Source organism: Microbacterium sp., assembly GCF_047602155.1.
Lineage (GTDB): Bacteria > Actinomycetota > Actinomycetes > Actinomycetales > Microbacteriaceae > Microbacterium.
In genome coordinates, this window is the sequence record NZ_JASGHZ010000001.1 from 1,021,210 (window position 1) to 1,033,144 (window position 11,935).

General features: G+C 67.8%; 15 protein-coding genes and 1 tRNA gene. 7 read left to right on the plus strand and 9 right to left on the minus strand.

Features of this window, described 5'->3' with window-relative positions; genetic code table 11:
- Nucleotides 1–3: 3 nt before the first annotated feature.
- A complete protein-coding gene (locus QM720_RS04855; protein WP_415125029.1) occupies nucleotides 4–1,593 on the minus strand; it encodes an ABC transporter substrate-binding protein in 1,590 nt (529 codons plus the stop codon).
- Between the two features lie 184 nt (nucleotides 1,594–1,777).
- On the opposite strand from QM720_RS04855, the gene QM720_RS04860 reads away from it, so the two are divergent.
- A complete protein-coding gene (locus QM720_RS04860; protein ID WP_415125030.1) occupies nucleotides 1,778–2,311 on the plus strand; it encodes an Lrp/AsnC family transcriptional regulator in 534 nt (177 codons plus the stop codon).
- A 2-nt stretch (nucleotides 2,312–2,313) separates the two neighbouring features.
- On the opposite strand, the gene QM720_RS04865 is transcribed toward QM720_RS04860, so the two are convergent.
- Entirely contained in the window at nucleotides 2,314–2,655 is a 342-nt protein-coding gene (locus tag QM720_RS04865; protein ID WP_415125031.1) for a hypothetical protein, read from the minus strand.
- Nucleotides 2,656–2,809: 154 nt separating this feature from the next.
- On the opposite strand from QM720_RS04865, the gene QM720_RS04870 reads away from it, so the two are divergent.
- A tRNA-Gly gene (locus QM720_RS04870) sits at nucleotides 2,810–2,883 on the plus strand.
- A 267-nt stretch (nucleotides 2,884–3,150) separates the two neighbouring features.
- Here the strand turns inward: QM720_RS04870 and QM720_RS04875 are convergent.
- A complete protein-coding gene (locus QM720_RS04875; protein ID WP_415125032.1) occupies nucleotides 3,151–4,281 on the minus strand; it encodes a hypothetical protein in 1,131 nt (376 codons plus the stop codon).
- A 101-nt stretch (nucleotides 4,282–4,382) separates the two neighbouring features.
- Nucleotides 4,383–4,943 (minus strand): hypothetical protein, encoded by a 561-nt coding sequence (locus tag QM720_RS04880; RefSeq protein ID WP_415125033.1) that lies wholly within the window; start codon nucleotides 4,941–4,943, stop codon nucleotides 4,383–4,385.
- Nucleotides 4,944–5,268: 325 nt separating this feature from the next.
- Between QM720_RS04880 and QM720_RS04885 the strand changes: the two genes are divergently transcribed.
- Both QM720_RS04885 and QM720_RS04890 read left to right on the plus strand, forming a co-directional pair.
- Complete coding sequence (locus tag QM720_RS04885; protein WP_415125034.1) at nucleotides 5,269–5,493, plus strand: DUF2255 family protein; 225 nt, start codon at nucleotides 5,269–5,271, stop codon at nucleotides 5,491–5,493.
- 47 nt (nucleotides 5,494–5,540) lie between these two features.
- Complete coding sequence (locus QM720_RS04890; protein ID WP_415125035.1) at nucleotides 5,541–5,732, plus strand: fibronectin type III-like domain-contianing protein; 192 nt, start codon at nucleotides 5,541–5,543, stop codon at nucleotides 5,730–5,732.
- A 22-nt stretch (nucleotides 5,733–5,754) separates the two neighbouring features.
- Here QM720_RS04890 and QM720_RS04895 read toward each other — a convergent pair whose 3' ends face one another.
- The 3 genes from QM720_RS04895 to QM720_RS04905 are packed head-to-tail and all read right to left on the minus strand — an operon-like array spanning nucleotide 5,755 to nucleotide 7,150.
- On the minus strand, nucleotides 5,755–6,144 hold the full coding sequence (locus QM720_RS04895; RefSeq protein WP_415125036.1) for a hypothetical protein: 390 nt from the start codon (nucleotides 6,142–6,144) through the stop codon (nucleotides 5,755–5,757).
- Nucleotides 6,141–6,749: a nucleotidyltransferase domain-containing protein gene (locus tag QM720_RS04900; protein ID WP_415125037.1), complete on the minus strand. Its 609-nt coding sequence runs from the start codon at nucleotides 6,747–6,749 to the stop codon at nucleotides 6,141–6,143. The genes QM720_RS04895 and QM720_RS04900 overlap by 4 nt, the downstream gene beginning before the upstream one ends.
- Before the next feature lie 20 nt (nucleotides 6,750–6,769).
- Nucleotides 6,770–7,150: a hypothetical protein gene (locus QM720_RS04905; protein WP_415125038.1), complete on the minus strand. Its 381-nt coding sequence runs from the start codon at nucleotides 7,148–7,150 to the stop codon at nucleotides 6,770–6,772.
- 200 nt (nucleotides 7,151–7,350) lie between these two features.
- Between QM720_RS04905 and QM720_RS04910 the strand changes: the two genes are divergently transcribed.
- The 3 genes from QM720_RS04910 to QM720_RS04920 all read left to right on the plus strand — a co-directional run bounded on the left by QM720_RS04910 (nucleotide 7,351) and on the right by QM720_RS04920 (nucleotide 9,656).
- Complete coding sequence (locus tag QM720_RS04910) at nucleotides 7,351–8,373, plus strand: zinc-dependent alcohol dehydrogenase family protein (RefSeq protein ID WP_415125039.1); 1,023 nt, start codon at nucleotides 7,351–7,353, stop codon at nucleotides 8,371–8,373.
- Nucleotides 8,374–8,449: 76 nt separating this feature from the next.
- The gene (locus QM720_RS04915; RefSeq protein ID WP_415125040.1) at nucleotides 8,450–9,001 is read left to right on the plus strand and encodes a hypothetical protein; all 552 of its coding nucleotides are present in this window, start codon (nucleotides 8,450–8,452) and stop codon (nucleotides 8,999–9,001) included.
- Between the two features lie 391 nt (nucleotides 9,002–9,392).
- On the plus strand, nucleotides 9,393–9,656 hold the full coding sequence (locus QM720_RS04920) for a CopG family transcriptional regulator (protein ID WP_415125041.1): 264 nt from the start codon (nucleotides 9,393–9,395) through the stop codon (nucleotides 9,654–9,656).
- A gap of 72 nt (nucleotides 9,657–9,728) precedes the next feature.
- Here the strand turns inward: QM720_RS04920 and QM720_RS04925 are convergent, their stop codons facing one another.
- Nucleotides 9,729–10,442: a phosphotransferase gene (locus QM720_RS04925; RefSeq protein ID WP_415125042.1), complete on the minus strand. Its 714-nt coding sequence runs from the start codon at nucleotides 10,440–10,442 to the stop codon at nucleotides 9,729–9,731.
- Between the two features lie 589 nt (nucleotides 10,443–11,031).
- Complete coding sequence (locus QM720_RS04930) at nucleotides 11,032–11,619, minus strand: peptidase M23 (RefSeq protein ID WP_415125043.1); 588 nt, start codon at nucleotides 11,617–11,619, stop codon at nucleotides 11,032–11,034.
- Nucleotides 11,620–11,935: the final 316 nt, after the last annotated feature.

The window sequence follows — 11,935 nt, forward strand, 5'->3', positions numbered from 1 at the left end:
CGCTCAGTCGGCGGGGTGCAGCGTCCGCAGATCGAGCGTCCAGGTGACGTTGTACTCGAGCCCGTCGACGGTGTCGTCGCTTGCCAGGTTGCTGCCCGGGACGATCAGCGGCACGAACGGCCCCTCGTCCTGCATCGCCTGCGCATATTCGCCGAATGCCGTGTTGCGCTCCTCCACGTCGGTGGCGTCGCGCGCCGCGGCCACCAGGTCGGCGATCGCGGTGTTGGCCGTGGCCGGCCAGCCGGCGCGCAGGCCGACCTTCTCGCCGGGGCCGAAGGGCAGGAACGACGACGAGTCGGCGTAGTCGGGGCCCCAGTACCAGAGCGAGAACGCCTCCTTGGCGTTGACGTACGGGTCGACCTCGGTCGCGAACGGTGCCGGGGCAAGGGTGATATTCACGCCGATGTCCTTCAGCTGCTGCTGCACGCGCTCCGCCACCGGCGTGAACTCGACGCCGCCGACGGGGTTGTCGTTCGGGAACTGGAGCGTGATCTCCTCGCCCGCGTAGCCCGACGCGGCCAGGGCCGATTTCGCGCGGTCAATGTCCTGCTTCACGCCGGTCTGCAGCGCTCCAGGGAACATCGGCGGGATGACGCCGGTCGCCTGCACGGAGCCCGCACCGGCGAGCTCGAGCAGCTTGTCGTAGTCCAACGCGTAGCGCACGGCCTCGGCGAACTGGGGGTTCGCGGTGACGCCGCCGACGTCCTTGTTCTGGTTGACGAGGAGGAATAGCGTCTCCGCCGACGGCTCGGACTTCACCGTGAAGTCGTCGCCGAGATCCTTGACCTGGTCGCCGGAGAGGTCCACGGCGACGTTCGAGTCCCCGCCCTTGAGGTTCGTCAGCTGCGTGGCCGACTCGGAGATGTTGCGGACGACGATCTTGTCGTAGGCCGGAGTGTCGGTGCCGTCGTACGCCGCGTTCTTGACCAGCACGACCTGGGAGGTGAGGTCGAGCGAGTCGAGCGTGTACGGGCCGGATCCGGCGGAGTGCGCGTCCAGCCAGGCATTCGCGGTGTCGGAGTTGTCAGTGGTGCCGCCGTTCTCCTTCACGATCTTCGAGTTCAGGATGGCCAGCGACGGGTTCGTGACGATCGCCGGCAGCTGCAACGACGGGGTCTCGGTGGACAGCTTCACCGTCTTGTCGTCGACCTTCGTGACGGTGATGCCCGCCATCAGGAAGTTCGCCTTCGAGTCGGTGATGCCGGCGACCCGCTCGAGCGAGAAGACGACATCGTCAGCGGTCACCGGGGTGCCGTCGGAGAAGGTACGCCCGTCCTGCAGCGTGAAGGTGAACTCGGTGGCATCCTCGTTCTGCTCCATCGTGGCGAGGTCGGGCTCGGGCGTCGTAGAGTCCGAGCCCTGAAAGGTGAGCAGCGTGTCGTACACCGCGTGCAGCACCAGGTTCCCGGTCGGGACGTAGTTGCGGCCCGGGTCGCCGGTCTCGAGCGAGAAGGCGGTGTCGACCACGAGCGTTCCGCCCCCGGAGGAGGCGTTGGTGTTGTTGTTCGCGGAGTTCCCTCCCGAGCATCCGGTGAGCGCGATGGCAGCCGCAGCGATGGCGGCGACGACGGCGTGGCGATGGAATGGAGCCACGGCATCCTCCTCTTCGAGATAGGCAGAGTGGAGCTGGACAGACAGGCGTGTTACATGCCCTTTCCCGAACTCTATCCGACGGATGGTGGCAGATTGGAGCAATCCATTGTCACTATTCGATCACTGCGGCAATATGTCCAGCATGAGTGACGATCCCTCGGCATCCACTGGACGATCCGCATCCGTGATCGACCAAATCGCGTACGACATCCTCCGCGTGCTCAGACGGAACGGCCGCATCTCCGTCGCGGCGCTGGCGCAGGAGGTCGGGATCTCCCGGGCGAGCGCCTACTCCCGCGTGGAGGCGCTCACGCGAGCCGGGATCATCACCGGCTTCACCGCAGACGTGAATCCGGAAAGGCTCGGGCTGGGCGTGAGCGCCCTCGTGTTCTGCAGCGTCCGGCCGCAGAGCTGGGCATCCTTCCTGCAGGCGATCGGCGAACTGCCCGATATCGAGTCGGCGCGCGTCCTCACCGGCGAGCACGACGTCATGCTCGCCGTGCACAGCGTGGACATGGAGGCGATGCAGTCGCTTGTCATCGGGACGATCGCGGCGCTTCCGGAGGTCACGAAGCTTGAGACAGTGATCGTGCTCAGCGAAGTGTTCCGGCGCCGCTACGTGCTCCCCGACGATATCCCGACGCGCGCGCCGATCTCGCTCGAGAGCGGCCTGATGCGGTTCACCCGCGCCGATTCGACCCGGCAGAGCCGGGTGTGAACTCACACCTGCAGGCAGACGCTCACGTGGTCGACGGCCCCGACGGCGAAGTCCTCGACGAGGCGCAGCCGGCCATCGTCGGCCCGCTCGATGCGGCTCACGGCATCTCCGCGCACGACGGAGCCGTCGGCGACAAGCGCGTGCGCGAACGAGATTCGCACCGTCGCGCCATCGAGCTCACCCACGAAGCGCCCGGTGGTCACCGTGTCGCCGACGTACTCGCCCCAGATCAGGCGACCGTCCTGGTGGTAGTCGAACGTCGTCGGCGCATCGGGGTCGACCGTGCTGGCCGTAGAGGACACCATGGCGAAGCGCAGACCGTCGAGAGAGAGCGAGGAGGGCATGACGACGAGTATGACCCGTCTGACCCGGTCTCGCGCAATTCGGCGACTGCACAGCCGTCGCAAGTTCGCTCTGTATGCTTGGTCGTGTCGCGGTGCACGACGAGACACCTCCGGTGCACGCCGATGCATCACCGGGCCCGACTTTGCGGGCCACGGGGCTGTAGTTCAATGGCAGAACTTCTGCTTCCCAAGCAGACAGCGCGGGTTCGATTCCCGTCAGCCCCTCCACGGCCCGGATGTGCCGCCGCAGGCGGTGCAGCCGGGCTTTTGTGCGGATGCCGTCCGAATCTGACGCGCCCGGTGCGGTCGCATCTGGCCGGAGGGGATCTCGAATGGCGACCATTTGCGACCCCGCGAGCAGTCCGCACCGATCGCCACGCGTCGATCTCCTGGTTCGGTCACGGCAGACCTGGCGCACATCGGGCCTATCCACGGCGATGACCCCGGATGCCGCCAACTCCGTGCAGGGGTGTTGCGTCCGGACGCAACCTGGAGTTACGCCTCCGCGGCGCCGATCTGTTCGTAGTCATCGATCGACTGACCATTCGCAATGCGCTGGACCGTCAGGCGGACGGCCCTGGGCATGGTGACCAGCAGGTCGACCTTGCCGCCGGTGACCGCGCGCGAGACGTCCTCCGCAGGCTCCTTGTCGCTCTCGAGGTAGAGGAGCTGGTAGATGCGCTTGAGACTGACCTCCATCGTGTCCAGGATGCGGTCGAAGCGCTCGGCGTTGCGTAGCGTCTTGGACGCCTGGCTCGGCTGACCGGTGAGGACGTGACCGGACTTGCACTCGATACTCAGGACGATGTCAGATGTGCGCACGAGCACGTCGACATCGCTGGAGCCCCCACCCAGGTCGCCCGGCAGTGAGTAGCGAACATTCGAATAGATCTCGAAAGCGGCCCCGACACGCTCGAACTGGTCCCTCGCAATCTGGTAGGCGTAGGCCGTGAGCCAGTGGCCGGTCAAGAACGGCTCCCAGTCGGAAGCCACAGTGCCACGTAGCACTCGCCACTTTTCGGCAGTCCGGTGCTTCGGAACCTCGGAACGCTCCTTCCAATACTGCTTGCCTTCCTTGTTCTTGAACTGTCCGAGCAGCTTGAAGTCCTTGATCGCTCCGACGTGGGCGAGCCGTTCCAGCAGGCGCTCCATGCCGTTCAACTCACTGGCGTCGATGAAGAATCCGGGAAACTTGTCGTTGGGCCGCGGCACGAGCATCCCGATGTACCTCGGGAACCGCCCCGCCACCTGGCCCATGAAGGCCGCCATCTTGAGCTTCTCGTCCCCGAAGCGATGAACCGACGTCACCGTCACCGCGGCGCGGTGCAGCGTCGAGAGCGTCGGCGAAAGCAGCACGAGTTCGCGCACGCCCTTGGCATCCACATCCGCGGGGAGCTGGTCCCATGCGGTCCGCGCCTGGATCATCTCATTCGTGTCGGGCTCTTCTGCCTCCAGGATGACGAACTGCTGAAGCTCGGCGAGTTGCTCGGAGAGGATCCCGGCCGTCGACATGCTCTCGGCCAGCATTCGCTCGACAGCCGGCGGGTGCTGCCGTGCCTCACGAGTCCGAGTCAGGATGCCCAGCATCTCGGCGACCAAAGCATCCGCGCGTCCGACGCCCGTCATCGCACATCCCCTCGCCTGTTCGGTCCTTGCATGCTATCGGGAGCACGGACGTGTGCTGATCAATACCGTCCGCCGAGGATCCCGCATCAGCCTCCACCGGATCAGAGGGGGTACACGGCGCGGGCAGGGCGGGCCATGACGAGCCCGACGATGGACAGGACGATGCAGCCGATCATCAGCGCCGCCATCGGGACGGCGGTGTGCTCACCGCCGTTGGGGCCGATCAGTCCCACGGTCGTCATCAGCACGAAGAACCCGATCAGGGCGACCAGCAGGGGCATGCCGAACCAGAGCGCGCCGACCAGCATCGCGACCGCCGCGACGAGGGCCGCTGCGTGGCCGACGGCAATGACCCGCCGGGTCGGGACGCGTCCGGCCAGGCGCGCGGCCACGAGGGAGGCGAGGGTCATGCCGCCGGCGTTGGCGGCGAAGACGATGGAGGAGACGACCGGCGACAGCCCGTTCATGGACTGCAGCACGAACGCAGACGTCGCGACGTAGGCGAAGATCGCGCCCATGGTCGAGCCGGTGACGAGGACATAGCCGACGTAGCGGCGGTTGCGCAGCACCTGCGTGCCCGCGGCGGCGAACGTACGCATCCCGCCGCCATGGCGCTTCTCGCGGGGCAGCGTCTCCGGCACGACGAGCAGCGGGCCGACCATCGGGGCGATGTCGCCGTCGCCGACAGGTCATGCGACACGGCAGGGAAGGCCGGCACATACATGTCGGTCGCCAGCGGCGCGATCGCGGTCAGGAACACCACGGTCGCGACGAGCGCGACCGGGCCCTTCGCCGGCACGGCGATGGGTCCGGTGGGCTGATCGCCGAGGTACTCGGCGTCTGGTCGGCGACCGATATCCAATCACCATCCGTCGGCGCGAGGGAGTCCCCGCCGAGGGAGGTACTGGCAGGGACTCCCCCCAGCGCTGGGCGACGTGATGGAGTGAAGGCATCCCACCCGGAGATGATGCGAACGGAGGCAGCCTGATGACGACCTGGCCCGCTGAGGTGATCGAGAAGATCGCTGCGACCGACGACCTGCACATCGCCCCCTATCATCCGGACGGGAAGACCACCGGGACGCTGACCTGGATCTGGTCCGTCGTCGACAGGCGCCTGTTCGTACGCGCCTGGAACGGCACCCGCAGCCGCTGGTACCGGTCCGCGATCGCACAGCGCGCCGGGAGGATCACCGCCGCCGGCGCTCCCTGAGCCGGTCATCCCCCAGGGCCGATCGGAGTCCCCCTACTCCGCAGGTCATGCAACGGGAGGGTCGCATCGCCGGCGTCGAGGTCGCGCAGGCGTACCTGCAGGTGCCGGACGGGCACGGCGAGCCGATCCGCAAGCTGATCGGGTTCGAGAAGGTTCGCCTGCGGGCCACGTTCGAGATCCACCCGCGCCCGGCTCCCCGCTTCGGCACGAGCGGGGTGCCCTACCTCTACCGCGCCTGAGAACGAGGAGTTCAGCCGCAGATCACAACGTGCGAGCAGCCTCGATCAGACGTGCGGATGCCGTCCGGGTCTGCTCGACGCGCCTGGCAGAAACTGCGGCCGCGCCGTACGCGTCGAGCGACTTGTCGGCAAGGAGTCTCCGCAGGGGCGCGGCGAGGTCCGGTGACACGCGCTTGATGAGCGAGATCGCTTCGTCGTGGCTTTCGGAGCGCGAGTATTCGCCCAGCTTCCGGCAGCAGATCGCGTCGGCGGCCGCGATACCCGCCAGAACGTAGAGGGCAGCGATGGCGTTCGGGTCGGCATCCAGTGACCTCTCGTTCTCGGCCGATTCCCAGAACCCGGTGGCGCGAGCGAGGCGCTGCGTGCACTCGAATGGTTCAGCGACCCGCGTGCGGATGCTTTTCGGGGTCACGACCGCCGCCTATCGCGTCGCGCCCTGAGCTCGCTGAGGTCGCCGGCCAGAGCGATTCCCTCTCGGACCACGTCGTCGATCAGCGGGGCGTACTGCTCGGCGGTCAGGTCTTCGACGTCGATGTCGATGATTCGCGCGTCATTCCCCGTCAGGCGGGAGATCTGGACGGTGAGATCCGCGAGTTTCTCATCCCACAGGTCGGCGTCCGCGGGGCGGACGACCAGGATGTCGACATCGCTGCTCGCATTCATTTCGCCGGATGCCGCCGAACCGAACAGGACGGCGAGCGGCGTGCCGGCTTCGTTGAACACGCTCTGCAGGCGGGTCACGAGGAGGGACTTCGCTTGCGCGATCTGCCGCAGAGCCGGGGCGAGCAGGTGGTCGTCGTTGAAGCCATATGCACGAACACGCCCGATGCGGCGCACCCTCAGGATGCCCTGATCGACGAGCCGGTCGGCGGCGAGGCGGATGCCGGGGCCAGAGCGCTCGGGGATCAGCAGCGCCAGGCGGCTCACCGTCATCTCGTCGTGAGTGGAAGCCAGCACCTGCAACACGTCTCCGTCTACTGACGTCGTGATGGCTCGGAAAGGATGCTGGAGTTCCACGAAACTATTCTAAGCGGAACTCAACTTTTATTTCGGCGCCACCGCGCGAAGTCAGCGGGATACCGGAAGCGGCGGGCAGCCAGGTGGCACCAGTACCCGCCGGTGCGGGGCGTGATCGCCTCCGCGTCGGCGGCGGCCAGCCATTCCTGCGTGCGGCGCCCCTCGTCGAGGCTGTCCGGCGCGGACCGGCCCCCCATCCGGGTCGGCACCCAGCCGGGGTCGACCGCGTGCGCGAGCACGTCCGGCCAGCGCCGGGCGAGGGCCGTCGCCGCGGTGAGCACATACGGGGCGACGACGTTGACGGCCAGCGAGGTCGCGGTCAGCAGGCCGAGGCCGGTGGCTGCCCCGGCATGTCGAACGTGTCGTTGTAGAAGGCTCGGGCCAGCACGGCGGCCGGCCACCGGACTGGCCGCGTGTGCGAGATCGAACAGGTGCGCCCGCCTCCGCGTCGTCCAGGAAGAGCGCCTTCGCGAGCGCATCCAGGATCTCCGGCGGCGCACGGAGGGAGTCCCTCACGGTACCTGTCTCGACCGGGACTCCCGCGCCGGCCCGATCCGTGGTGAAGTGGATCGTCAGCTCACCCTGAACCCGGAGATGCCCCATGCGCGCTGTCATTCTTCATGCCCCCGGCGACGTCCGCGTCGAGACCGTCGAGAACCCGACGATCATCGAGCCCACGGATGCCGTCATCCGCCTCACCGCGACCTGCATCTGCGGCTCCGACCTCTGGCCGTACCGCGGCATCGAACCGGTGCGCCGCGCGACCCAGATGGGGCACGAGTACGTCGGCGTCGTGGAGCAGGTCGGCGACGGCGTGCACGATGTGACGGTCGGCGACTACGTCGTCGGCTCGTTCGTCGCCTCCGACAACACGTGCGAGATCTGCCGGGCCGGCTACCAGTCGCGCTGCAGGCATCAGGTCATGATGGGAAGGATCGGCGCGCAAGCCGAGCACGCCCGCATCCCCCTCGCCGACGGCACGCTCGTGAAGGTTCCCGGCACGCCCACCGAGAGCCAGCTGCGGAGTCTGCTCGCAGCCAGCGATGTGCTCGGCACCGGCTGGTTCGCCGCGGTGGCCGCCGAGGCCGGACCCGGCACGACCGTCGCCGTCGTCGGCGACGGAGCGGTGGGCCTCCTCGGCATCCTCGCCGCGAAGCGCCTCGGGGCCGAGCGGATCATCGCGATGTCGCGCCACGCCGACCGTCAGGCGCTCGCCCGGCGGTTCGGTGCGACCGACATCGTCGAGGAGCGCGGCGACGAGGCAGTGGCGAAGATCAAGGAGCTCACGAACGGCTACGGCGCGCACTCGACGATCGAGGCCGTCGGCACCCAGGAGTCGATGGATCAGGCGATCCGCGCGACCCGCCCGGGCGGGCACGTCGGGTTCGTCGGCGTCTCGCACGGCGTGGAACTCGACGGCCTCGGCCTGTTCCTCTCCAGCGTGCACCTGCACGGCGGGCCGGCGCCGGTGCGCCGCTTCCTGCCCGAACTGATCGAGCTGATCATGACCGGCCAGATCGACCCCGGCGTCGTCTTCGACCTCACCCTTCCCCTCGATCAGGCCGCCGAGGGATACCGCGCCATGGACGAGCGCCGCGCCACCAAGGTGCTGCTCACGGTGTGAGTGGTACGGTCGACGCCTCGCACGCCGCTGTGGAGAACTAGGGCGCGGGAGCGGCTGACTGGTTCAAGATGGACCGATGTCGCGCCAACTCCCCGCAGGTGCGCACGTGTTCATAGACGAGACGAAGGCGCGTGAGTTCATCCTTGTGGGGACATGGGTGAGCGCAAGCGATGTGACGGTCGTGCGCCGAGCTGTGCGCACACTCGCGCCGCACAATGCGCGTCGGCTGCACTTCAAGAAGCTCACCGATGCGCAACGTGATGCCGCACTCCGTGTCATCTGCAACCTGCCGATCGCCGCGACCGCATCACGGTCGGTCGGCTCGACAGGCCTCGCGGACCGTGACCGTTGCCTCGGTGAGACAATTACGCTCTGTCATGATTCCGGAGCTTCGAGAGTGGTGATCGAGCGGGATGATTCAGCGGTCGCACACGACCTCGCTGCCGTTCGAACTGTCACCAGGTCGATCGAGGTCCACCATCTGACAAGCGCCGACGAGCCGTGCCTGTGGCTCAGCGATGCAATTGCGTGGTGCATCCAGCGCGGCGGACGCTGGGCGGCACAGGTTGCGCCGCTCATGGTCAAGATGGCTTCCAGACACAAAGCAGGTCCGGATCGGCGCCCATAGGAACGACTTCCGGACCTGCCTCGTCAGTGTACCGCGATCACTGCGTCGAAACGCTCGGCCTCGCAGCGGGCGCACACCGAGGTTTCGTACTACACTTGGGCAGTACGAAATACATCAGTGGGAGCGAGCGTGCGGGTACGAGTGCATCCGAGAGTTACCGATCGGCACCCCGAGATCACTGCGTCGGACGTGGTCGAGGCTTTCGAAGGCACGTTGCGATCACGAGCGCGCGACACCCACCCCGTGCAGTGGGTAGGTGTCGGGGCAGACGCCAGTGGGCGACTGCTGGAGTACATCGCGGTGGAAGACGAACCCGATGGCTGGCTGGTCTTCCATTCCATGCCGGCGACGAAGAAGGTTCTCATCGAGGTTGGACTGAGGAGGTAGACAGATGGACACGTACAGCGACGTGAACGGAGTTCCGTTCACCGACGAAGACATCGAGCAGTGGGCTGCCGAGGCGGAATCCGAGACGGGATACAAAGGCAGGCACCTGGGCCCGTCGGCGCCCGGACGCCCCATCAGCGTGGGTGCGCAGGCCCGCCCTTTCACACTTCGTCTCGACGCCGCGCGCCGAGCGAAGCTGGACGAGGCGGCGCAAGAGCGTCACACCACGCCCTCGCAGTTGATGCGCGACCTCATCGACGCTCTCTAGCGGCAGCAGACACCTATACGCCGATCTCGTCGGCGGTCAGGATGCGATCGATCGTGCTGCGTCCGAGCAGGCTCATCGCCGGGTTCGTCGTGTCGTAGTACCAGACGAGACCGAGGGCCTGCAGCGATGCCAGCCTGCCACAAGATCCAGTGCCGGGTCTGCGGGGCCGAACCCGCCCGTGTCCAGGACGCCGGCCAGACGCTCGTCGACGACGACGAGATTGAACGGCGTCAGATCTGTGTGCGACATCGCATCCGGTTCCCGGCGGGGCGTCAGCCGCAGGGCGTCCCATGCCTCACGGAGCCGGGCCACGGGAAGGAGCGACTCGCTCTGCGTCAGGCAGTGCGCGACCCATTCGTCGTGCGCGGTGAGCTCGCCCCCGCGTCCAGCCCCGGAGAAGGATCGGCCCCTGAGGTCGACGCTGCGCAACGCGAGGACGAGCCGCGTCAGATCTCGAGCGACGGCAGACGACGCCGCCACCGCGGTCGGGGTCGCGACCTCGCCCGGGATCCATGACTGCACGGACCACGGCATGGGATACCCGAGCGCCGGCCGGCCGACGAAGACGAGCCGCGGAGAAGGGAACGGGCTCGCGCTCGCGAACTCTCGCATGGCCTCCCCCTCCGATTCGAGGGACCGGCGATATGCGACAGGGTCGCCGGGCTGCATCGGGAACCGGGCTACCAGGTCGGCGCCGACACGAAAGATGTAGCTGGTCGTCGCCGCCGTGCCGAGCGGCTCGACCCCGTCGGCATCCGCGGCGAACTGCTCGCGCAACAGCCGCACCGCGTCAGCCTACGAGGGGCTCTCCATCGCCAGCGTGGACCCATCGTGCGAGGCTCCTACCCGGCGGAATCGGTTGCGCGCACGACGCTCAGGAGGAACACGCTGTCCTCCCCGCGCGGATACGGAGTGCCACTCCGGCGGGGTCGGCACGAAGTCGCCCGCATCCAGATCCCACTGCCGGCCCTTCCCGCGCAGCGCCGGAAGGCCCGCCACCGCGACGTCGATCTCGGAGGCAACTCCTCCCCACAGAACGCGGTCTCGACGCCGACGTCATCGCGCTGCCCGCGGGAGACGAGATCCAGCGCCGCACCGGCCCGGCTCTCGACGTGCGGATCCTCGTGATCGACGGATCGGGCACGCTGGAGGCCGACTCCTCCTCGACCCCGGTGTGCTCGTCTGGCTGCCGCCCCGGTCCGCACGCCGATTCGTCGCGGGGACTGCGCCATTTCTCCATCCACCCACGCAAGCCACCGCTGTCGATCGGGCTCCCCGAAAAACGGAAATGACGTGGAAAACGGACGGAGCGGCCGGCATCCATCCGTATTTCGCGGTTCTTCCGTATTTCGCGACAGCAGGCTGCGAGGTCGGGTCACCCGCAGTCCGGCACGCCGGCATCCAGCGCGGCCACGAGTGCGGTCGCGGCATCCCACGAGCTCGCGTAGTGCTGCGGGTCGCCGTTGATCTGCGTCCGATGCGCGACCAGGGTCGGTTCGATCGCCGACCGCTCGGGCTCGGGCACGCGCTGCGTCATCGCCCGATAGAACAACGCCGCGGCGGTGTACGGATCGAGTCGCTGCGCGCGCGTCCCCCATCCGTCCTGCTGCTGGAAGAGGCCGATCGACGTCGTGCGCGTGCCGTCGGGGTTCGTGACGCTGTCGGTTTCCCAGTCGCCGTAGTCGAGGTTGCGCAGGCTCGACTCGCCGAGCGCGGTCATGACCGCGATGGACTGATCGCGCGGGGGCAGGCCGGCATCCCGCCCGGCGACGATGATCGTCCACGCGTTGTCGAGTTGTTCGGCGCTGTAGCGCGCCGCCGTCGTGCAGGCGGGGTCGCGCTGCCGGCCGATCTGCGCGATCGCGACGGCCCCGATCGCGAACGCCACCGCGAGAACCGCCGCGACCGCGAGCAGAGCCCGTCGATGCCGCCGTCGTCGTGAGGTCGATGCCCGGCGCGCCATGGTTCGGATCATGTCACGCGAATCTGACGCGACGCCGAACGCGATGAGGTGCCGGGGATGCGGATGCCGGTCGCGCCCGGCATCCGTCTCCCGCCCCCGTCGCGAAAAACGGAAATGTCGCGAAAAACGGACGCGGCGGGCTGACGGCATCCGTTTTTCGCGGTTTATCCGTTTTTCGCGGCACCCTGGCGCAGCGGATGCCACGGTGCACAGCGGACGCCAGGGTGCGCAACCGCCGCCCCGCAGTCGCTTCCTGGGAGTTCGCTGAGTGTTGGTGAATGCACCCGGGACCGGCCGGTTTTCGAGGGCGCAATGT